This window comes from Rhodococcus sp. F64268 (assembly GCF_023015605.1).
Classification (GTDB): Bacteria; Actinomycetota; Actinomycetes; order Mycobacteriales; family Mycobacteriaceae; genus Rhodococcus.
Genome location: NZ_JALKAI010000015.1, coordinates 10,626 through 31,287 on the forward strand (window position 1 = coordinate 10,626; position 20,662 = coordinate 31,287).

At 66.4% G+C, this 20,662-nt stretch carries 21 protein-coding genes; 9 read left to right on the forward strand and 12 right to left on the reverse strand.

The window, feature by feature from the left end; all coding sequences use genetic code 11:
• Positions 1–2: 2 nt before the first annotated feature.
• Genes MWU77_RS23165 through ssd form a run of 3 tightly spaced genes read right to left on the reverse strand, consistent with a single transcriptional unit; the run spans position 3 to position 3,033 of the window.
• A complete protein-coding gene (locus MWU77_RS23165; RefSeq protein WP_169690641.1) occupies positions 3–803 on the reverse strand; it encodes a type II secretion system F family protein in 801 nt (266 codons plus the stop codon).
• On the reverse strand, positions 803–1,972 hold the full coding sequence (locus MWU77_RS23170; protein ID WP_169690642.1) for a TadA family conjugal transfer-associated ATPase: 1,170 nt from the start codon (positions 1,970–1,972) through the stop codon (positions 803–805). Before MWU77_RS23170 ends, MWU77_RS23165 begins: the two co-directional genes overlap by 1 nt.
• Complete coding sequence (gene ssd / locus MWU77_RS23175) at positions 1,969–3,033, reverse strand: septum site-determining protein Ssd (protein ID WP_247274880.1); 1,065 nt, start codon at positions 3,031–3,033, stop codon at positions 1,969–1,971. Before ssd ends, MWU77_RS23170 begins: the two co-directional genes overlap by 4 nt.
• A gap of 351 nt (positions 3,034–3,384) precedes the next feature.
• Between ssd and MWU77_RS23180 the strand changes: the two genes are divergently transcribed.
• Positions 3,385–4,239, forward strand: coding sequence for an HAD family phosphatase (locus MWU77_RS23180; protein WP_247274881.1), 855 nt, complete (start codon positions 3,385–3,387; stop codon positions 4,237–4,239).
• Positions 4,240–4,674: 435 nt separating this feature from the next.
• On the opposite strand, the gene MWU77_RS23185 is transcribed toward MWU77_RS23180, so the two are convergent.
• Positions 4,675–5,427: an oxidoreductase gene (locus MWU77_RS23185; protein ID WP_247274882.1), complete on the reverse strand. Its 753-nt coding sequence runs from the start codon at positions 5,425–5,427 to the stop codon at positions 4,675–4,677.
• 227 nt (positions 5,428–5,654) lie between these two features.
• Between MWU77_RS23185 and acs the strand changes: the two genes are divergently transcribed.
• The 3 genes from acs to MWU77_RS23200 all read left to right on the forward strand — a co-directional run bounded on the left by acs (position 5,655) and on the right by MWU77_RS23200 (position 9,252).
• Positions 5,655–7,586 (forward strand): acetate--CoA ligase, encoded by a 1,932-nt coding sequence (gene acs / locus MWU77_RS23190; protein WP_247274883.1) that lies wholly within the window; start codon positions 5,655–5,657, stop codon positions 7,584–7,586.
• A gap of 209 nt (positions 7,587–7,795) precedes the next feature.
• Positions 7,796–8,296 (forward strand): phage holin family protein, encoded by a 501-nt coding sequence (locus MWU77_RS23195; RefSeq protein ID WP_169690647.1) that lies wholly within the window; start codon positions 7,796–7,798, stop codon positions 8,294–8,296.
• Positions 8,297–8,319: 23 nt separating this feature from the next.
• Positions 8,320–9,252, forward strand: a complete 933-nt coding sequence (locus MWU77_RS23200) for an alpha/beta fold hydrolase (RefSeq protein ID WP_169690648.1) — start codon at positions 8,320–8,322, stop codon at positions 9,250–9,252.
• A gap of 5 nt (positions 9,253–9,257) precedes the next feature.
• On the opposite strand, the gene MWU77_RS23205 is transcribed toward MWU77_RS23200, so the two are convergent.
• From MWU77_RS23205 to nth, 4 genes are read right to left on the reverse strand one after another with little or no spacing between them, the layout of a single operon-like run.
• Positions 9,258–10,448, reverse strand: coding sequence for a MarP family serine protease (locus tag MWU77_RS23205; protein ID WP_169690649.1), 1,191 nt, complete (start codon positions 10,446–10,448; stop codon positions 9,258–9,260).
• Entirely contained in the window at positions 10,445–11,143 is a 699-nt protein-coding gene (locus tag MWU77_RS23210; RefSeq protein ID WP_247274884.1) for a CoA pyrophosphatase, read from the reverse strand. The genes MWU77_RS23205 and MWU77_RS23210 overlap by 4 nt, the downstream gene beginning before the upstream one ends.
• Entirely contained in the window at positions 11,140–11,802 is a 663-nt protein-coding gene (locus MWU77_RS23215) for a TlpA disulfide reductase family protein (RefSeq protein WP_247274885.1), read from the reverse strand. The genes MWU77_RS23210 and MWU77_RS23215 overlap by 4 nt, the downstream gene beginning before the upstream one ends.
• Positions 11,803–11,807: 5 nt before the next feature.
• Complete coding sequence (nth, locus tag MWU77_RS23220; protein WP_374229965.1) at positions 11,808–12,614, reverse strand: endonuclease III; 807 nt, start codon at positions 12,612–12,614, stop codon at positions 11,808–11,810.
• Between the two features lie 81 nt (positions 12,615–12,695).
• Here nth and MWU77_RS23225 point away from each other — a divergent pair, with 81 nt between their 5' ends.
• Positions 12,696–12,965 (forward strand): hypothetical protein, encoded by a 270-nt coding sequence (locus MWU77_RS23225; RefSeq protein ID WP_169690653.1) that lies wholly within the window; start codon positions 12,696–12,698, stop codon positions 12,963–12,965.
• A 194-nt stretch (positions 12,966–13,159) separates the two neighbouring features.
• Positions 13,160–13,834, forward strand: a complete 675-nt coding sequence (locus MWU77_RS23230) for a Crp/Fnr family transcriptional regulator (protein WP_054805733.1) — start codon at positions 13,160–13,162, stop codon at positions 13,832–13,834.
• Positions 13,835–13,921: 87 nt separating this feature from the next.
• On the opposite strand, the gene MWU77_RS23235 is transcribed toward MWU77_RS23230, so the two are convergent.
• Genes MWU77_RS23235 through MWU77_RS23245 form a run of 3 tightly spaced genes read right to left on the reverse strand, consistent with a single transcriptional unit; the run spans position 13,922 to position 15,337 of the window.
• A complete protein-coding gene (locus MWU77_RS23235; RefSeq protein WP_247274886.1) occupies positions 13,922–14,704 on the reverse strand; it encodes an MBL fold metallo-hydrolase in 783 nt (260 codons plus the stop codon).
• A gap of 2 nt (positions 14,705–14,706) precedes the next feature.
• Positions 14,707–15,168 carry a RidA family protein gene (locus tag MWU77_RS23240; protein WP_247274887.1) on the reverse strand — a complete coding sequence of 154 codons (462 nt, stop codon included), beginning with the start codon at positions 15,166–15,168 and terminating at the stop codon, positions 14,707–14,709.
• Positions 15,169–15,172: 4 nt separating this feature from the next.
• Positions 15,173–15,337, reverse strand: a complete 165-nt coding sequence (locus tag MWU77_RS23245; RefSeq protein ID WP_169690656.1) for a DUF4177 domain-containing protein — start codon at positions 15,335–15,337, stop codon at positions 15,173–15,175.
• A gap of 53 nt (positions 15,338–15,390) precedes the next feature.
• Between MWU77_RS23245 and MWU77_RS23250 the strand changes: the two genes are divergently transcribed.
• Together MWU77_RS23250 and MWU77_RS23255 are read left to right on the forward strand one after the other, a co-directional pair.
• The gene (locus tag MWU77_RS23250; RefSeq protein WP_169690657.1) at positions 15,391–16,404 is read left to right on the forward strand and encodes an ArsA-related P-loop ATPase; all 1,014 of its coding nucleotides are present in this window, start codon (positions 15,391–15,393) and stop codon (positions 16,402–16,404) included.
• Positions 16,401–17,540, forward strand: coding sequence for an ArsA family ATPase (locus MWU77_RS23255; protein WP_247274888.1), 1,140 nt, complete (start codon positions 16,401–16,403; stop codon positions 17,538–17,540). The genes MWU77_RS23250 and MWU77_RS23255 overlap by 4 nt, the downstream gene beginning before the upstream one ends.
• Positions 17,541–17,621: 81 nt before the next feature.
• Here MWU77_RS23255 and MWU77_RS23260 read toward each other — a convergent pair whose 3' ends face one another.
• Positions 17,622–17,945, reverse strand: coding sequence for a WhiB family transcriptional regulator (locus MWU77_RS23260; protein ID WP_054810128.1), 324 nt, complete (start codon positions 17,943–17,945; stop codon positions 17,622–17,624).
• Positions 17,946–18,223: 278 nt separating this feature from the next.
• Here MWU77_RS23260 and MWU77_RS23265 point away from each other — a divergent pair, with 278 nt between their 5' ends.
• Complete coding sequence (locus tag MWU77_RS23265; RefSeq protein WP_308198861.1) at positions 18,224–20,662, forward strand: transglycosylase domain-containing protein; 2,439 nt, start codon at positions 18,224–18,226, stop codon at positions 20,660–20,662.

Sequence of the window (20,662 nt, forward strand, 5' to 3'; positions counted from 1 at the left end):
GCTCACCGGCCTACCCTGTCAGCGATGCGGTCGGTCCACAGCAGTCCTGCGCACACGAGCACCGTGCCGAGCACCAGTAGCACTGCGCCGAGACCGCCACCGAGGAGCGTCGTCAGAGGCGACGCTCCCATGAGTTGCCCCAGCGCCACCCCGAGCGCGGGGAGCGCGGCAAGAACCGTTGCGGTGGCGCGAGCACCGGCGAGTCCTGCTGTGGTTCTGGTCCGAATCCGCAGGCGCGCAGCGAGATCGGATCGGGCCGCCGACAGTAGTTCGGCGAGCGCCAGGCCGTGACGATCCGAAACCGACCATGCATCTGCAACCCGGATGAGGCTTTCACCGATTCCGTCGTAAGCAAATTTGGTTGCTGCACCGCGCAGTCCGTCGGAGGCAGATCCCCCCAACCGGGCCCGGGCCGCGGCGACACGCAACGAGTCCGACGTCGGGCCGGTTGTTTCACGCGCGGCCGTATCGCACGCGTCGGCGGGATGCGCACCGACATGGAGTTCCGCGATCACCATGTCCAGGGCGGAGAGCAGGACCCGGCGTTCGGTGTCGAGACACACAGCCCGTTGTCGGCGACGCAACCGGAAGATGATCGTGGCTACTGCGACCGCCACGGCGACGGCAACACCTGCTCCACCCATCAATCCTGCAGCCGACGCGACGACCACCGCGCAGAGCACGCGGTTCGGTCGGCGTAACGCTGCCGATGAAGGGGTGGCGGGCCGTCCGAGTCGCCGGCGCGCATCGGCACCGGAAGAAGCGAGGACGGCGGCAGCCAGGCACAGGAGGGATGCTGTCACTACCGCTCCCTCGACCGCAGGATCCGTTCGAGCAGTTCCGAACCGGGCACAGCACCGTCGGCGTATGTCCACGCGGGCACCACCAGTACCCCCGCTACCGCGTCGCGTTCGAGCACCCCGATCTCGACGAGCCTCCTGGTGCCGTCGGGAGCACGGTGGACATGAAGGATCACCTGCACTGCTGCAGCAAGCTGACTGTGAAGGGCGGCACGATCGAGTCCGCCGAGGGCTGCGAGCGCTTCGAGCCGGGCGGGTACTTCGTCGGGCGAGTTCGCATGGACTGTTCCCGCGCCACCGTCGTGACCAGTGTTCAGCGCTGTCAGTAGATCGACCACCTCGGCGCCTCGCACCTCACCGACGACGATCCGGTCGGGCCGCATCCGCAATGCCTGACGCACGAGGTCGCGCACGGTGACTTCTCCTACGCCTTCGACGTTCGGCGCTCGGGCGACGAGACGAACCACATGAGGGTGATCGGGGACGAGTTCGGCCGCGTCCTCGACGCACACGATTCGCTCCGCGGGATCCACAGCGCCGAGGAGCGCCGCCAAGATCGTTGTTTTTCCTGCCCCCGTTCCCCCGACGACGAGGAAGGCGAGGCGCCCCGCCACGATCCGGCGGAGCAATCGGTGGGCTTCGGGGTGCACTGCCCCACGTTCGACCAACGCATCGAGCCCCTGCGTGGCCGGCCTCAGCACACGCAGCGACAGGCACGTGCCGCCCTGAGCGACGGGCGCAAGGACCGCGTGCAGACGGACGCCGAACTCGCCGTGCCCGGGCAGTCGGCCGTCGACCCACATTTGCGCGTCGTCGAGCCTGCGCCCGGCGAACAATGCGAGACGCTGCGCGAGCCGTCGGACGGCGGCCTCGTCCGGAAAGGTCACCGGCGTGAGGGTCAAGCCCCCACCACAGTCGACCCACACCCGGTCGGGTGCGGTGACCAGCACATCGGTCACGGTGGGGTCTGCAAGCAACGCTTCGAGTGGCCCTGCTCCGGTGAGCTCTGTCTGGAGGTGGCGCAGTGCGACAAGGAGGTCGGTGTCGCCGAGTACGCCGCTCGCCTCGGCACGCAGTGCAGACGCGACCCGTGCGGGCGACAGCTCTCCCGGTTCAGCCGCGAGCCGGTCGCGTACCCGGTCGAGCAGTTCGGCGTCCAGAACATTGTTCATGAGATCCGCCGCGCCCCGGTGTGACCGGACGAGTCGAGGACCTCGAGGGCAGCAACAACGAGCGGCGACCGCCGGCGTAGGGGCAGACCGCCACGTTCGAGTGCCTCTGCGAGTCCTGGCTGAGGACGCATCGCGGCCAGCAGCGGTAGTCCCACGACGGCTGCGACGTCGACGGCGCGCAGACCGCCGGGCGCTGGGCCACGCACCACGACTCCCGCAGTGGCGGCACGGCCGGCGAGCCAGTCGGCTGTCCGTGCGGCAGACAACGCGCTGCTCACCCGCGCCTGGGTGACGAGCACAGTGGTGTCGGCAGCAGCGATCGCGGCCTCGGCTACCTCGTCGAACGTACGGGCTACGTCACAGACCACAGTGGCGCCCGCGCGCCGTACTGCTTCGAGGACCGCGGTGAGTGGGGTCGCGCCGATGCGCTCGGCACCCCGGTCGCCTGCGAGCACGCCCACTCCCGATAGCCATTCGGGTACGGCGTCCCGCAGAGCGCGAGCAGAAACAGTGCCGGAGTCGATGGTCAGTCCGGACCATCGGATGCCTGCGCGTTCTTCGAGGCCCGTGAGGGTATCGAGTCCCGCTCCGAAGGGGTCGGCGTCGACGAGGAGGACGCCGCCGGGGGCGCCCCTGGTGGCAGCCACCCATGCCAGCGCGGCGGAGAAGGTCGAGGCGCCTGCCCCGCCACAACCACCGAGCACTGCGAACACAGTGCCTCCGCCCGCCTCAGGCTCGGCCGCTGCACCGAGAACGGCGAGCAGTTCCACTTCGTCGTCGGGAAGACCCAGAACATGCTCGGCGCCGACCGTGGCTGCAGCCTGCCATTCATCCAGCCCGGGCGTGTCCGGGCAGACCAGCACGATCCCGGATCGGCGGGGCAACGCAGCGGCGCAGACGAGCGCTTCGTCGCGGTCGACCACGACCACACCTGCGTCCAGCCATGCGCGGCGCTGCGGCGGCGCCGCGGGTTCGGCCAGTTGCCGGTCTGCTGCCGCCGCGACGCGGCGCAGACTCGCCAGCAGAGTCGCGTCGCCGATCAGCGCGAGGACGTCGTTCATGCCGCACAGCGTGCGCCGCCGACGACCGCCGTGGAAGGCCGATTCACCAGTAACGCCGAATCTGTGGATGGATCAGGCGCCTGTGGACAACTCGACGTGACGGGCTGCAACCGGGAACGGTCATCGGCTCCGAGCGGAAACCGGTCATGACAAAGAGACGACCCTCGCCAGGGGGGGAGGAGGCGAGGGCCGTCGGTGTTCAGCCCCGGGGGGTCGGGCTGAACACTGCCTGGATATCCAGACTGACGCGATACTACACCTTCCATACTCGGTGTTTGCAACTTCAAGCATCAGCGTGGCGCGCCACATCCAGGCCCCGAAAGTGGCACCGCGGGCCCTATGGTGGAGAACGTGACAGACGCGACCGCGGATACCGCCGAGTCCGGTCGGATCGCTGCCTTCTTCGATCTCGACAAGACCGTCATCGCCAAATCGAGCGTCCTCGCGTTCACCCGCCCGTTCTTCGAGCACGGCCTCCTCAACCGCCGCGCGGTACTCGCGAGCAGCTACGCACAACTGCTCTTCGTGCTGTCCACCGTCGACCAGGAGCGCGTCGATCGGATGCGTGAGCACATTGCGCAGATGTGCAAGGGCTGGGACGTGGAACAGATCCGTTCGATCGTGCACGAGACACTCGACGAGATCGTGACGCCGTTGGTGTATGCCGAAGCCAAGGACCTGATCGCGGACCACCGGGCCCGGGGGCACGACGTGGTGATCGTGTCGGCGTCGGGCGAGGAGGTCGTCACACCGATCGCGCAGGCACTCGGTGCCTCCTACAGCGCCGCAAGCCGGATGCGCATCGTGGACGGGCGCTACGCGGGCGAACTCGAGTTCTACTGCTTCGGCGAGGCGAAGAGCACCGCAATACGTGAGCTTGCAGTGGAACACGGCTACGACCTGACACGCAGTTACGCGTACTCGGATTCGGTGACGGACGTGCCGATGCTGCAGGCCGTCGGCAAGCCTCGCGCGGTCAATCCCGACCGCGCATTGCGGCGATTTGCGAACGAAAATCGATGGCCCATATTGAATTTCACGCGACCGGTGCCCTTGTCGCGACGCGTGCGCCCGTCAGCGAAAGGACTGATCCGACTCGCCGCGGCGGGAGCGTCGGCAGCGTTGATCACCGGTGCCGCAGTCTACCTCGCCGGGCGCAGGCACGACCCCCGGCGCCGCCCTCGACCCCTCCGACTCCCGAGCTGAATCTTTCCGGGCCAGGGTCTTGCCGACGCCGAAAGTACGGGGTACAAATGAGTTACGGAAGCACGGGAGGCCAAGAGCGAATCGGAAGAGAAGGTTCGATCTCCCGCCCGAGTTTCCCAGCACGGACACCGAGTACCCACGCGGAGCCGATGCCACTATAAGGGCAGAAGCGTTGTGGGCCTGCGAGTTCCGAGTTCTCGAAGGCAAGACCTTCACACCCGTTGTGAAGAGCGAACCGCCGACACCCGGATCATCGCCGAGGCCGTTGACACACAACCCACACCAGCACGCATGGTAACCCGGCAGGTCCGTGCTAGCGGGTGGCGCACCGATCACGATCGGCGAGCCACCCGCTTTTGCATCGCGTGGCCGAAAGCCGCAGCGCTGCAGCATGTTCAGAGCAACGCAGCGCGCTTCGAACGGGTGCGGCGACTGTCAGCTACCGCCGAACGCCTCGGCGATCGACGTTGCTTCGCGAGCGCCGGCCTCGAGCGCACCACAGCAGAAGATGACCCAGCCGCCGACACCCACTTCCGTACCCTGAGCAAAGCCCGCGATCCCGTCGCGGTACGCCTGCGCTCGCCGCATCCACGTCACTTCGGGCACCCCGAGGTTGTGGGTGTCGAATCCGGACGCCACACACACCAGCCGCGACGCCGCGCGCGCCACGAGACCGTCGGCCACACCGAAGGGACTCAGTGAACAAAGTTCGCCGTGCACCACGGCGGCGAGGACCGGCGCTGGGACAGAAGTGCCTCCCGTGACCAATTGGGCGAGTGCGTCGAGCCGTTCCGCCACCCCGGGTTCCGGCCGAGGCCTGCCCAGCTGCTCCGGATCGTCCACCAGATCTGCCGCGGCGAGCAGGTGCAGGCGGGCGAGCGCCTGCAACGGAGCACGGCGCCAGGTGGACACTTGGATTGCGAGCGCGTCACCGTCGAGGGACTGCGCGACGCGCAAAGCTCCCGACAGGACCGGATCGCCGGTTTCCCCGGGGGGCGGAAGCTCCGTAGATCCGCCGTCGATCGCTGCCGATGCTCGCGCGGCCCGTACCGAGGCTTCTGCCGCGGTGTTCGGCCAGCCGCGACGGTTCGTGCGGTGACGGTGGACCTCGGCGAGAGCGTCACGCGCGCGGTCTGCCGAGTCACGCACGCCGGGGAGATCGAGGATGGGCTGAAGCGGATCTGTCACGGTCCCGAACGGTACCGGCGTGCGCTTCGAACATCACCCACGGCCCATCACCGGACACACCGAGACGCCACTCGTCGCGACCGCCGACCGCCCGTCGCTCGACAGCGACCGATCAGCGCATGTGAGCAGGTTGCAGCGTAGTGCAACGATGCGATTCGCGTCACAGGTGACTACGCTCACTGACGTCCGAACTGTTTTGCCACGACCCGGAAAGAGGCCACCGCACCATGACGAGCGCAGCCCAGGACCACGATCAGCAGGTGTTCCCGCCGAGTGCAGAGTTCGCCGCCACCGCCAACGCAGGTCCCGAGTTGCAGGCCGCTGCCGACGCCGACCGCCTGGCGTTCTGGGACACCCAGGCCCAACGGCTCGACTGGGCCACACCCTGGACGCAGGTGCTCGACTGGTCCGATGCTCCCGTCGCGAAATGGTTCGTCGAAGGCTCCCTCAACGTCGCCTACAACTGCGTCGACCGCCACGTCGAAGCCGGCAACGGCGACCGCGTCGCGATCCACTTCGAGGGCGAACCCGGCGACTCGCGCTCACTGACCTACAACGACCTGCTCGCCGAGGTCTCGAAGGCCGCGAACACGTTCACCGACCTCGGTCTGACCACCGGCGATCGCGTCGCGATCTACATGCCGATGATCCCCGAAGCGATCATCACGATGCTCGCCTGCGCCCGCCTCGGACTGACCCACTCCGTCGTCTTCGCCGGCTTCTCCGCCACCGCACTGCGCTCACGCATCGACGACGCCGAAGCCAAACTTCTCGTCACGGTCGACGGGCAATGGCGCCGCGGCCAGGCCGCTCCACTCAAGACCGCCGCCGACGAAGCCGTCGACGGAGCCGCGTCGATCCAGAACGTACTCGTGGTCAAGCGCACCGGGATCGACGTCGAGTGGACCGACGGCCGCGACCTCTGGTGGCACGAAACGGTCGAGAAGGCCTCCCCCGAACACACGCCCGAGGCGTTCGACGCCGAACACCCCCTGTTCATCCTCTACACCTCCGGCACCACCGGGAAACCCAAGGGCATCGTCCACACCTCCGGCGGTTACCTCACCCAAGCGGCCTACACCCACCATTACGTGTTCGACCACAAGCCGGGCAAGGACGTCTACTGGTGCACCGCCGACATCGGCTGGGTCACCGGCCACTCCTACATCGTGTACGGGCCGCTGGCCAACGGCGCCACTCAGGTCGTCTACGAAGGCACCCCCAACTCCCCGAACGAGCACCGGCACTTCGAGATCATCGAGAAGTACGGCGTCTCGATCTACTACACCGCACCCACGCTGATCCGCACGTTCATGAAGTGGGGCCGCGAGATCCCCGACGCCCACGATTTGTCGTCGATCCGGCTGCTCGGCTCGGTCGGCGAGCCGATCAACCCGGAGGCGTGGCGCTGGTACCGCGAGGTCATCGGCGCAGGCAAGAGCCCGATCGTCGACACCTGGTGGCAGACCGAAACCGGTGCGATCATGATCTCCCCGTTGCCCGGTATCACCGCCACCAAGCCCGGCTCGGCGATGGCTCCGCTGCCCGGAATCTCCGCGAAGATCGTCGACGACGAAGCCCACCCGCTCGGTGCGGGCGGCAACGGCTACCTGGTGCTCGATCAGCCGTGGCCGGCGATGCTCCGCGGCATCTGGGGCGACCCGCTGCGCTACCGCGAAACCTACTGGTCCCGGTACGAGGAGCAGGGCTGGTACTTCGCCGGCGACGGCGCCAAGTACGACGAAGACGGCGCCCTGTGGGTACTCGGACGTGTCGACGACGTCATGAACGTCTCCGGGCACCGCATCTCCACGTCCGAAGTCGAATCCGCTCTGGTCAGCCACTCCGCTGTCGCGGAAGCCGCCGTCGTCGGCGCAGCCGACGACACCACCGGTCAGGGCATCGTCGCGTACGTGATCCTGCTCGAGCACGTCGAGAACACCGGCGATGCGCTCATCAAGGAACTGCGCGATCACGTCGCCGTCGAGATCTCCCCGATCGCGAAGCCGCGGCAGATCACCGTCGTGCCCGAACTGCCCAAGACCCGTTCCGGCAAGATCATGCGACGCCTGCTCCGCGACGTCGCCGAGGGTCGTGAACTCGGCGACACCTCGACGCTGGTCGACCCGAAGGTCTTCGACGCGATCCGTAACAAGTAGTCCGATAGAAGTAGTCCGATCCACGCTGCGCCTTCCCGGCATCCGTCCCGGGAGGGCGCAGCGTCATCAGGAGCGCAAAGAATCCGCGGAAATCACAAAAGCCACCGCCTTGCTGTGCCACTCGTCGCCCCCTCACTGGGATCGGCGCTACTGTTACGGCGTGGGTGAGCCCACCGCAAGCAGAACGAACCAACCGAAGGGGTCGACTAGTGAGCGTCACGAACGGGAACCGGCCGGGAGACGGGGCGCCGAGCAGCATCTCGGGCATTCCGCTGACGGAGGTACACACCCCGACCTCGCGGGACGCAAGCATCGGCGAACTCGTCCGTGACGCGACCGCGCAGGTGTCCACACTGTTCCGTGCCGAGGTCGAGCTCGCGAAGGCGGAGGTCACCGGCGAGGTCAAGAAGGGTCTGCAGGGCAGTCTGTTCTTCATCCTCGCCCTTGCCGTTCTCATTTTCAGCTCGTTCTTCTTCTTTTTCTTCCTCGCCGAACTGCTCGATGTCTGGGTTGCCCGCTGGCTCGCCTTCCTGATCGTCTTCCTACTGATGGTGGTCGTGACAGCGATCTTCGCGCTCATCGGTTACCTGAGGGTGCGCAAGCTACGGGCGCCGAGCAAGACCATCGACTCACTCAAGCAGGCGAAGACGGTTCTGCCGATGTCCGGCGACGATGCCGAGGCGCAACGCCCGCACTACACAGCTCGTTGACGCAGCTCGAACGATCATCCACTTTGACCCCGCCCGATCCGTCCACGGTCCGTTACGACGGGCCGTGGACCCACCGCGACATCCACGCCAACGGCATCCGACTCCACGCAGTCGAAGCCCATGGCGCGCCGGCGGGCGCGCCGCTGGTGGTATTCATCCACGGTTTCGGTGATCTGTGGTGGTCGTGGCGCAATCAGCTCACCTCGGTCGCCGAGGCCGGCTACCGCGCGGTCGCAATCGATCTGCGTGGCTACGGCGACACCGACAAACCGCCCCGCGGCTACGACGGCTGGACCCTCGCCGGCGACGTCGCAGGACTGATCCGTGCGTTGGGACATACCGAAGCGGTTCTCGTCGGCCACGCCGACGGGGGTCTGGTGTGCTGGGCCACAGCCGTTCTGCACCCCCAGCTCGTCCGCGCGATCACGGTCGTGGACTCCCCGCACCCGATTTCGCTTCGCGATGCTGCCATTCTGGACCGCGCGCAGCGCAAGTCCCTGTTGCCCCGATTCCTCGCTCATCAGCTGCCGTGGCGACCCGAACGGCTTCTCGTGCGCGACAAGGGCGCCGAGATCGAACGACTGGTCCGCCTCCGTTCAGGCAGCGACTGGCAGCGCAGCGCGGAATTCCCTGCCGTCATCGACCGCCTGCGCTCAGCGGTGCAGATCCCCGGAGTCGCGCACTGCAGCCTCGAGTACCAGCGGTGGGCATTCCGTAGTCAGTGGCGGCCCGACGGTCGCCGGTTCATGAAGGCCATGGACGTCACGTTGACCCTCCCCGTTCTGCAGGTGCACGGTGCGCTCGATCCGTATGTGGTGCCCGCGACCTTGCGGCGCTGCGTGCGACACGCGCCGGGGCGCATCATGAAGTTCATCGACGGCGCAGGGCACTATCCTCACCAGGAGAAGGCCGACGACGTCACGGCCGACCTCCTGGACTTCATCCGCGCCCTCTGACCGCGTCAGACGATGCACGCCCCGGTTTCGACGGCGGCGACCATCGAATCGGCTATTGCGAGCTGACGGCTCACCTCGGATGCTGTGAGCGCGAAACCGGTGTCGGTATCGTCGACGGCCGCACCGAACACCATGCCCAGGATCTGTCCTTGCGGGTCGACGAGCGGCCCACCGGAATTCCCCTGCTGGATGAGCCCGCGCAGGGTGTAGACCTCACGCTCGACAGTGCCGCTGCGGTAGATGTCCGGTCCCTGCAGGTCCAGGGTCTCTCGGATGCGGGCCGCGCTGGCGGTGTACGGGCCACCACCCGGGTACCCGAGGACGATGGCGTCGTCGCCCGATTCTGCTGGGGTGGCGGAGAACGGAAGCGGAGCCGCGGTCAGGCCGGGAACCGCGAGGATCGCCACGTCCACCGCGGGGTCGAACAATACGACCTCCGCGTCGAGTGCACGCCCGTTGCTCTCCACGGTCACCGCCGCGGTCCCCGCCACGACATGAGCATTCGTCATCACGCGTTCGGGCGCGACCACGAAGCCCGATCCTTCGAGCGCTTTCTGGCAACTCGGAGCGACGCCGTTGATGCGCAGCACGCTCGTTTGCAGCTGTGCGGGGATCGGCCCGTCGAGCAACGTGCCGTCAGGAACGGCGACCTCTGCGATCGGTGTTCGACCGAACGGCCCGATCACCTCGGGGAGGCCCGAGGTGTCGAGAAGTGCCGAGAACTCGTTGGGGATCGCCCGCATCCAGTCGGTGGCGAGGTTGTCGACGGTGCCGAGCACCTTCGATCCACGCACCGCAGCGGAAATCTGTGGTTGCGTCGCGGAGGTCAACGGGACGGCCAGCAGCCAAGCGGCGATCAGGACCGCGACGGATTGGAGTCCCGCGCCGATCACGCTGTCGACCGCACGGGCGCTGGGACTGTGCATGCTGCTGCGCGCGGCACGGCCGAGCACCATGCCCGCAACCTCCCCGACCACCACCAGCACGATGATCAGCACGATCCCGGCGAGGATCCGTAACCGCCCCTCGTCGACGTGGACGAGAACGTGAGGTGCGATGAGAATGCCGGCCACCGCCCCAAGCAGCACACCCAGGAACGCCAGCGCCGAGGCGACCGCTCCCTGCCGAAGGCCGGACGACGCCGCGATGATCACGACGAGGACGATCACCAGGTCGATCCAGTTCGATCCGGTCATGCGTCGATCACCCCCGATTCGAGTTCTGCTTGCACTACCGCCAGGTCACGAACGTCTCGGTGATCCCATTCGATCTCCCATCCCGACACCGTGAACAGGCCGGCGAGCACCCCCGCTGTGAATCCCCAGACGAGCATGCCGTCGACCTGGAACGCCGGGCCTCGATACCCCATTCGGTGGGAGACCTGGAATCGGTTCTCCGGATCGAGCAGGTCCCGGACAGGTACACGCACGACACGAGCCGCCTCGGCCGGGTCGACCACCCCGACCGGGCTGGGCTTCTCCCAGTACGCGACGACCGGGGTGACGTCGAACCCCGACGGCGGAATGAACAGTTCGGGCAGCACCGCCAGCGGTCGCACCCCGTCCGGGTCGAGCCCGGTCTCCTCCTGCGCTTCGCGCAGAGCGGTTGCGATCGGACCGTCGTCCTCGGGGTCGGCAGCACCGCCGGGAAAGGCGACCTGCCCGCTGTGCTGGCGCATGGTGGCGGCGCGCTGGGTGAGCAATACCTCTGCGTCTGCAGGCAGACCTCCTCGAACGAGGGGGTCGGGCTCGGGCGAGCCGCCGAACAGGACGAGCACGGACGCCTGGCGGGTGGTCATCCCATGTGGAGCTCCGCGAGTCAGCACAGGATTGAGTCCGTGCGGATCGGTGGGCTCACGAGTGGCTACACCCCGCAGCCAATACGGTGTCATGCGACAACCCCCAGATGTGTCTCTACGACCTCGGCCACCTCGTCGGCACTGCGAAACGGCTGCGGGAGCACCTTGGCAATCGAACCGTCGGCGCGCACGAGCACCGTGACAGGTAGGACTGCCGGCGCGGACACCGCAGCCTGCACGCGTCCTGAACCGTCCTGCACTCCGGGCAGGCGAACGTCGTATCGCGCGAACCGCTCCAGCGCGTTGCTCTCGTTGGGATCGGTATGCACGGTCACCACCGAGACTGCGTCGCCCGCGCGTAGCGCGAACTCCTCGAGTACGGGGAGTTCTTCGGCGCAGGGAGCGCACCACCACGCCCAGAGATTGACGACGGCGGGACGACCGGCAAGTCCGGCGGCAAGGTCGACGGAGCTACCGTCGCCCACGCACTCGAACACCAGCCCGGCGAGTGGTCCGGCCGGAGGTGCGCCGGTCGGTGCCGGACACGGCGGCAGATCCGCTGCGGCGCGAAGTGGGTCCAGCGCTTGTGCGTCGTCCTGGGGCCTGCGGTCGACGGGTGCCGCAGAAGTACCCGGGCCGTCGGTGGGGGCCGGCGCCGGGGCGTCGCTGTCGCGGGGCCAGATGGCGACGATCAGCGCGATCACTACGACCAGTGCTGCCAGGCTCCAGCGGCCTGCGCTCGAAGGACGCACCGCCGTCACATCCCGGCGAGCTCGAGCAGATGCTCGGTCTCCGGTCCCTTCACGAGCCTCGCGGCGAGGCTCGGGTCGGTGGGCCCGATCCCATAGGAAGGGCAGTCCTTCGCGAGCACGCACACCCCGCACGCCGGTTTACGCGCGTGGCAGACCCGCCGGCCATGGAAGATCACCCGGTGGGACAACAGCGTCCATTCCTTGCGCTCGATGAGCTCACCGACCGCGTGCTCGACCTTCACGGGGTCGGTTTCGTCGGTCCATTTCCACCGGTTCACGAGCCGACCGAAGTGGGTGTCGACAGTGATTCCCGGCACATCGAAGGCGTTGCCGAGGACCACATTCGCTGTCTTCCGGCCAATGCCCGGGAGTGTCACGAGGTCTTTCATCCGGCGCGGAACATCGCCGTCGAAGCGCTCGAGCAACGCCTGCCCGAGGCCGATGAGCGAATTGGCCTTGTTGCGATAGAAGCCGGTGGAACGGATGTACTCCTCGAGTTCCGTGCGGTCGGCTTCCGCGTACGCGCGAGCGTCGGGGTAACGGGCGAAGAGCGCAGGCGTGACCTGGTTGACTCGCACATCCGTGCACTGTGCAGACAGAATCGTCGCGACTGCGAGCTCGAGCGGAGTCGTGAAATCGAGTTCGCAATAGACGTGCGGGAAGGCATCGGCGAGGCGGCGGTTCATCCGCCGCGCGCGCCGCACCAAACCGAGGCGAGACTCGGGTCCTCGGGCCCGACGTGGCCTGCGCGAGCTCCGTTCGGCGGAGCGAACAGGGCTCGTATCGAGGCTCTCGGACGGGGTCGGTTGCACCTGGACCACTGTACGTAAGACGCCGGGCTCGATACGGGGGCCGTGTCTGTTCTGAGATCTTGCCCGTGTTTACTTCCCGTCATGCAAGCTCTTGCTGTCGTACTTCTCCCGGTGCTGCTCATGCTGTTTGCACTCGCCATGGAACGAGTCGAATCACGATTGAGTCGATTGTCCGTTCGTCAGCAGGAGGTCGAGGAGTTCCTCGACCAGGCAGACCACGACGACGTCGACGCCCTCGCCCGCGAGGGATTTCCCGGAGCATTGGCCCGGTTCAACCGCCGTAGGCGCCGCAGCGGCACCTCCGATTCCGTCGACGCTCCGGATCTCCTGGACGCGAGCCGCGCGAGCTGAGGAAGGTACCGGCCGGTAGTATTCGTGAGCGGGATCCGACATACCGAGACGGATTCCGTGGTGTCGGTCACTCACACATGCGACAGGCACAGTAGACTTGGCGTCCGTACGCCGCCATGGTGGCCCTCGCCGGGATGCCGTGGACGTGCACCTGACAGTGAAGTACAACGAGAATCATCCCAAAAGGAGCGCACGTGGACGAGGTCCTGGCCAGAGCAGGCATCTTCCAAGGAGTCGAGCCCTCTGCGGTTGCGGCGCTGGTCAAGGAGCTGCAACCGGTCGATTTCCCGCGCGGCCACGTCATCTTCAACGAGGGCGAACCGGGCGACCGCCTTTACATCATCGTCTCCGGCAAGATCAAGCTCGGACGGCGCTCGCCGGACGGCCGCGAGAATCTGCTGACGATCATGGGTCCCTCCGACATGTTCGGTGAGCTTTCCATCTTCGACCCGGGCCCGCGCACGTCCACCGCGACCACCGTCACCGAGGTGCGCGCGGTGAGCATGGACCGCGAGGCGCTCAAGGCGTGGATCGACCAGCGACCCGAGATCGCCGAGCAGCTCCTGCGCGTGCTCGCCCGCCGTCTGCGGCGCACCAACAACAGCCTCGCCGACCTGATCTTCACCGACGTTCCCGGTCGTGTCGCCAAGGCGCTGCTGCAGCTCGCTCAGCGTTTCGGCACCCAGGAGGCGGGTGCTCTCCGCGTGACCCACGACCTGACGCAGGAAGAGATCGCACAGCTGGTGGGTGCATCCCGCGAGACGGTCAACAAGGCGCTCGCCGACTTCGCCCATCGCGGTTGGCTGCGCCTCGAAGGCAAGAGCGTGCTGATCTCGGATTCCGAGCGACTCGCGCGTCGTGCCCGCTGAGGCCGACCTGCGCGGCATCCTGAACAGGTGAGGCCGGGACACCCTCGGGTGTCCCGGCCTCTCTCGTTCGTTCCCTGTGCTCGAGATCTAGCTGCGCAGGTACGCCAGCTGCACGTTCACCGATTTCTCGGCCGCGTCCCACAGGGACTCGTCCACATCGGCATACACGTGTTCGACCACCTGCCGGGCCGAAGCTTCTCGACCGAGGGTTCGCAGCGCTCCCCGAACCTGATCGAGCCGCTCTTCCCGGTGTGCCAGGTATCCGCGTGCGATGGTTTCGAGGTCGGGCAGTTCCGCACCGTGCCCGGGCAGCACCGTGTACCCCTGACCGAGCGCGATGTACGACCGCAACGAACCCAGATAGTCGCCGAGGTCGCCGTCCGTGTCGTCGAGCACGGTGGTTCCCCGCCCGAGGGTCGTGTCGGCGGTGAGGACACTGCGATCGTCCTCGAGAACGAACGACAGCGAATCCGCGGTGTGGCCCGGTGTGGCGAGGACCCGGACACGGAGCCCGGCGGCTTCGAGCACATCACCGTCGGACAGCTCGGTACCACCGCCGTGCCGATGTTCGGGTGTGACGGCGTGAACCGGGCTTCCGGTGAGCTCCGCGAATCGCTCACCACCTTCGGTGTGATCGAAATGGCGATGGCTGATGAGCGTCATCGCAACCGGAACCTGCGCGACGCGGGTGAGGTGCGCCTCGTCGAGCGGTCCCGGATCGATCACAATGCACTCGTCGCTGTCCGGGGCACGCAGGATCCACGTGTTGGTGCCCTCCAGGGACATCACCGACGGATTCTCGGCAAGCAGCACCGCCGCGTTCTCGGTCACTTGCCGTAGTTGCCCGTAGGCGGGATGAACGAGTGCCATGATCAGCGCACCTCCACCATCAGCTCCACCTCGACGGACGCAGCGAGCGGAAGTTCCGCGACGCCGACTGCGGATCTCGCGTGAGCTCCGGACTCGCCGAAGATCTCGCCCAGTAGTTCCGAGGCCCCGTTGACGACACCGGGTTGTCCGGTGAATCCGTCTGCCGACGCCACGAACCCGACCACCTTGACGATGCGCACAACATTGTCGATCCCTACGAGGGCATCGACTGCGGCCAGCGCGTTGAGTGCGCAAATGCGGGCAGCGGTCTTCGCGTCGTCTGCAGACACGTCGGAGCCGACCTTGCCGACGTACGCCAAGGTTCCGTCGACCATCGGAAGCTGGCCCGAGGTGTAGACGGTGTTCCCGCTGCGCAGGGCGGGAACGTATGCGGCGACCGGCTTCGCCACCGGCGGCAGGGGGATCCCGAGTTCGGCCAGACGTGCTGTCCAGGTTGCGGCCATGGGGTCAGCTCTTGGGGCGCTTGAGGTACGCGACGTGCTGTTCGCCGGTGGGTCCTTGCAGGACCGTCACCAGTTCCCACCCGTCAGCACCCCACGTGTCGAGGATCTGCTTGGTCGCGTGCGTGAGCAGGGGCACGGTTGCGTACTCCCACGTTGTCAATTCACTCATGACCTGACCCTATCCGGCGCCTTTCCCTGTTGACGACTTATAGGCTCGACACCGTGGCGACACAGACATCTCATTCCGGCACATGGCCGGCCAAGGCCGCGCGGGCGCGACTGCACTTCGTGTCCGGCAAGGGCGGAACCGGAAAATCCACGGTCGCGGCGGCAGTTGCACTTGCCCTCGCGTCGGGAGGCCGGAAGGTCCTGCTCGTCGAGACCGAGGGCAGGCAAGGAATCGCGCAGCTGTTCGACGTGGCCCCGCTGCCTCCGGTGGAGACGAAGATCGCAACCGCCGAAGGGGGTGGTGTGGTCATGGCCCTCGCGATCGATATCGAGGCGGCGTTCCTGGAATACCTCGACATGTTCTACAACCTCGGCTTCGCGGGCCGCGCGATGCGCAAGATCGGCGCGATCGAGTTCGCGACGACGCTCGCGCCCGGACTCCGCGACGTGATCCTCACCGGCAAGATCAAGGAGACGGTCGTACGCACCGACAAGTCCGGTGAGCGCCTCTACGATGCGGTCGTGGTCGACGCTCCGCCCACCGGCCGGATCGGCAGCTTCCTCGACGTGACGCAGGCCATGGCCGATCTCGCGAAGTCGGGACCGATCCGCTCGCAGAGCGAAGGTGTGGTCCGGTTGCTGCATTCCGACGAGACTGTCGTGCACCTGGTCACGTTGCTCGAGGCCCTGCCCGTTCAGGAGACCGCCGACGCGGTCGACGAATTGGAGGCAGCCGATCTGCGGATGGGCACGGTGATCGTCAACAGGACCGCACCCGAGCACCTTCCGGATTCTCTGGTCGACGATGTCGCCGACGGGCGCATCCCAGGTGAATCCATCCGGTCCGCGTTCGAGAGGGTCGGGCTGACGTTGTCGGACGACGATTTCGCCGGATTACTCACAGAAACCATCGAGCATGCCTCGATACTGCAGGCGCAGCAGGTCAGCGCCGCCCAACTCGACGACGTGAAGGTGGCCCGGATGTCTCTACCACTGCTCGCAGACGGGGTCGACCTCGGCGGACTCTACGAACTTGCAGAGCTGCTCGCCGAACAGGGCGTCCGGTGACCGAGCGGACGGTGCGCACGGCACCGGTCCTCGATGTCGCGAAACTCCTCCACGATCCGACCTCGCGGGTGATCGTGTGCTGCGGGTCGGGCGGTGTAGGTAAGACGACGACGGCGGCATCGCTCGCCTTGCGGGCGGCGGAGCAGGGCCGCAAGGTCGTGGTACTCACGATCGATCCGGCGAGGCGCCTGGCTCAGGCGCTCGGTGTGCAGACTCTCGACAATTCTCCGCAGAAGGTGCCGCTCGAATCCGGCGGGACAGGCGAACTACACGCCATGATGCTGAACATGCGTCGCACATTCGACGACATGGTGCTCGAGCACTCCACGCCGGAGAAGGCCCAGCAGATCCTCGACAACCCCTTCTATCAGACGGTGGCGTCGTCGTTCTCCGGTACGCAGGAGTACATGGCGATGGAGAAACTCGGCCAGCTCGCCGCGAGCGACGAGTGGGATCTCATCGTCGTCGACACCCCACCGTCACGGAACGCCCTCGACTTCCTCGACGCACCGAAGCGCCTCGGCGCTTTTCTGGACGGCAGGATGATCCGTATCTTCACCGCCCCCGGCCGTGGGTTGGGCCGGATCGTGACAGGTGCGATGGGTTTGGCGTTGAAAGCGGTCTCGACGATCGTGGGCAGCCAGATGCTGTCGGACGCATCCGCATTCGTGCAGTCACTGGATTCGATGTTCGGCGGGTTCCGCGAACGCGCCAACCGCACCTATCAACTCCTACAGCAGCCCGGAACCCACTTCATGGTCGTCGCGGCCCCGGAACCGGATGCCCTGCGCGAGGCATCGTTCTTCGTGGAACGACTGCGCGGCGACAAGATGCCGCTCGCGGGCCTCGTGCTCAACCGGACACATCCCACGTTGTCCTCGCTGCCCGCGGACCACGCGTTGACTTCGGCTGATCTCCTTGCGGAGGAGGGCGGTGAGGATGCCCCCGCAGCAGAGGCCGTGCTGCGCATCCACGCGCATCGCGCGGTGACGGCGAAACGAGAAGTCCATCTGCTGCGGGGATTCACCTCAGCGAATCCGCGCGTGCCGGTCGTCGGTGTGCCCTCCCTGCCCTTCGAGGTCTCGGACCTCGAAGCGCTGCGAGCGGTGGGCGACCAGTTGACCCGGCAGGTCTGATGTTCCGGGTGGCACGCACGACCTTCCCCGTCGTGCGTGCTCCGGCGTCGTTGTACAGCCGGTTACCTCATCGAGTTGCGGTTATACCGCGTTCTGGTGCTGACGCTGCGCCTCGAAGAAGTCCGACCAGGACTCCACTTCCGGATGCTGCTTGAGGAGCGCACGACGCTGTCGTTCGGTCATTCCTCCCCACACTCCGAACTCGACGCGGTTGTCGAGTGCGTCCGCGCCGCACTGCAGCATCACGGGGCAGTGACGGCAGATCACTGCCGCCTTCCGCTGTGCTGCGCCTCGGACGAACAACTGATCGGGGTCTACCTCGCGGCATCGAGCCTTCGACACCCAGGCGATGCGTGCTTCTTCTTCGTCAACGTCGAGCCTGGTCATGGGGGCGGTCAGGTGCATTCAGTTCCCCTTTGCTTTCCGAACTCCGTTGTGGGGAGTTCCTGAGGACGCACAATTTTGCACTTAGCATGAAAAAACTTGTACGTCTTCACTGTCGAGGTGTTACCTGCATCACACTGCTGTCTCAATCTAGGTAAAGTGATGCCCGCGCGCAAGGCGAACAAAACCTTTTCTGGTACGCCCGTGCATAGCCGCACGTCGGACGGCGTTTCGTTTCCCTGGAATCGTCGACTCCTCCGATCGGCACGTAGGGTGTACCCGTGTCGATCCGAAGTACTGTGGCGAAACTTGCCGGTTGCACGGCCCTCGGCGGTGTCCTCGTGGCCGGAATGCTCTTCCCGGCCGCAGGCGGATTCGGCTACGTGTCGAACCGCGCCGCAGACACCGTCGACAACAGTTCCGCAGAACTCGTCGAAGGGATCGTTCCCGCCGTAACGACAATGGTCGACTCTGCCGGCAACCCGATCGCGTGGTTGTACGACCAACGCCGCTTCGAGGTACCGAGCGACCAGATTTCCAACGAGATGAAACTCGCGATCGTCTCCATCGAGGACAAGAGGTTTCCCGAGCATCAAGGCGTGGACTGGCAAGGCACCATCCGCGCCTTCCTCACCAACACCAGCAGCGGGCAGGTCGAACAGGGCGCGTCGACGATCGACCAGCAGTACGTGAAGAACTACCTGCTGCACGTCGTGGCGAAGACCGATGCGGAACGCCGCGCGGCCATCGAAACCACGCCCGCCCGCAAGATCCGCGAGATCCGGATGGCGCTGACCCTCGACGAAGAGTTGTCGAAGGACGAGATCCTCACCCGTTACCTGAACCTGGTGCCGTTCGGAAACGGTTCGTTCGGCATCCAGGACGCCGCCCAGACCTACTTCGGCATCGACGCGAAAGACCTGAACATCGCTCAATCAGCGATGCTCGCGGGCATGGTGCAGTCCAGCTCCGCCCTCAACCCGTACACGAACGAAGAGGGCGTGACCAATCGCCGCAACATCGTGCTCGACACGATGATCGAGAACATTCCCGAGCGGGCAGACGAGATCCGGGCCGCAAAGGCAGAACCCCTCGGCGTCCTTCCCGAGCCCAACACCCTGCCGCGGGGCTGCATCGAAGCGGGCGATCGCGGATTCTTCTGCGAGTACGCACTCCAGTACCTCGCGAACTCAGGACTGTCACGAGAACAGATCGACAAGGGCGGATACCTCATCCGCACCACGCTCGACCCGGAAGTACAGAGTTCGACGAAGTCCGCGCTCGACCAGTACACGAGCCCGACCGTCGACGATGTCGCAACGGTGATGAATGTGGTCGAACCGGGTCAGGACTCCCATCGTGTCCTTGCGATGGGTTCGAGTCGTACCTACGGCCTCGACGGCGACGCCCACGAAACAGTTCAGCCGCAGCCTTACTCGCTCGCCGGGCACGGCGCCGGATCGGTCTTCAAGATCTTCACGGTTGCCGCAGCGATGGAGAAGGGTCTCGGCACGACCGCCATCCTCGACGTGCCCAGCCGTTACAACGCCCAGGGTCTCGGCGATGGCGGCGCGCGGGGCTGCCCTCCCGGCTACTACTGCGTCGAGAACGCCGCGCCGTACCCGCCTGCGTTGTCGGTGACCGACGCACTCGCTCAGTCCCCCAACACCGCCTTCGTGAAGCTGATCGAGGCGACGGGCGTCGACTCCGTCGTCGACATGTCCGTCCGACTGGGAATGCGTTCCTATGCGCAGCCCAACACCTCCGGATTCGGTGAGCAGTCGATGGCCGACATGCAGAAGAATCAGCATCTGGGCTCATACACGCTCGGCCCCACATGGATCAACAACCTCGAATTGTCGAACGTGGCCGCCACCCTGGCCTCACACGGAAAGTGGTGCCCGCCGACTCCGATCGACGGTGTCTTCGACCGTGAGGGCAAGCCGGTGCCGATCACGCAGCAGGCGTGCGAGCAGGTCGTCGAACCCGGACTGGCCGACACCCTCGCCAATGCGATGAGCAAGGACACCGCGGGTGGCGGTACCGCTTCCGGAGCCGCAGGCAACACGGGATGGAGCCTTCCGGTGGCAGCCAAGACGGGGACCACCGAGTCGCACATGTCCTCCGCATTCCTCGGATTCACCAACAGGTACGCAGGGTCGGTATACACCTACGGCGACTCCCCCACACCCGGCCAGATCTGCGCCAATCCGGTCCGTCCGTGCTACGACGGCAACCTGTTCGGCGGCACCGCCCCCGCACACACCTGGTTCACGGCCATGACTCCGATCGCCACCAAGTTCGGTTCCATCGAGCTTCCTCCGGCCGACCCTCGTTACGTCCGCGGCGCAGGCAATGCTCAGGTTCCGGACGTCACGGGCCTGTCACGGGATCGGGCCACCCAGCGCCTGCAGGACGCAGGATTCGCCGTCACCGAGTCCACGGTCAAGGCCGAGGAACGAGCAGGCATCGTCACCGGCTCCTCCCCCTCCGGCTCGGCGGTACCCGGATCGACGGTGACGATCTTCGTCAGTGACGGTTCCGTGCGCGTCGCACCCACGACGAGTGCGACTCCCGCAAGGCCGAGCGGCAGCGAAGTTCCCGATACCACGGTTCCTGCCGCCCCCGCTCCTGTTCCCGGCCGTCAAGAACCTGCCCAGACCGAGTCGGCGCCGCCGGAGGACAGCGAGTCGGAAAGCCCGGCCGCAACGACGACCCCGTCGCAACCGGACAACTGA

What these genes read in the sequence shown, in the direction of transcription:
- ssd (WP_247274880.1), bottom strand. Translation starts at nt 3,033, where the DNA reads ATGAACGACGTCCTCGCGCTGATCGGCGACGCGACTCTGCTGGCGAGT.
- MWU77_RS23260 (WP_054810128.1), bottom strand. Translation starts at nt 17,945, where the DNA reads ATGCACCTGACCGCCCCCATGACCAGGCTCGACGTTGACGAAGAAGAA.
- MWU77_RS23235 (WP_247274886.1), bottom strand. Translation starts at nt 14,704, where the DNA reads ATGGCACTCGTTCATCCCGCCTACGGGCAACTACGGCAAGTGACCGAG.
- MWU77_RS23240 (WP_247274887.1), bottom strand. Translation starts at nt 15,168, where the DNA reads ATGGCCGCAACCTGGACAGCACGTCTGGCCGAACTCGGGATCCCCCTG.
- MWU77_RS23225 (WP_169690653.1), top strand. Translation starts at nt 12,696, where the DNA reads ATGCAAGCTCTTGCTGTCGTACTTCTCCCGGTGCTGCTCATGCTGTTT.
- acs (WP_247274883.1), top strand. Translation starts at nt 5,655, where the DNA reads ATGACGAGCGCAGCCCAGGACCACGATCAGCAGGTGTTCCCGCCGAGT.
- MWU77_RS23210 (WP_247274884.1), bottom strand. Translation starts at nt 11,143, where the DNA reads ATGACACCGTATTGGCTGCGGGGTGTAGCCACTCGTGAGCCCACCGAT.
- MWU77_RS23170 (WP_169690642.1), bottom strand. Translation starts at nt 1,972, where the DNA reads ATGAACAATGTTCTGGACGCCGAACTGCTCGACCGGGTACGCGACCGG.
- MWU77_RS23205 (WP_169690649.1), bottom strand. Translation starts at nt 10,448, where the DNA reads ATGACCGGATCGAACTGGATCGACCTGGTGATCGTCCTCGTCGTGATC.
- MWU77_RS23245 (WP_169690656.1), bottom strand. Translation starts at nt 15,337, where the DNA reads ATGAGTGAATTGACAACGTGGGAGTACGCAACCGTGCCCCTGCTCACG.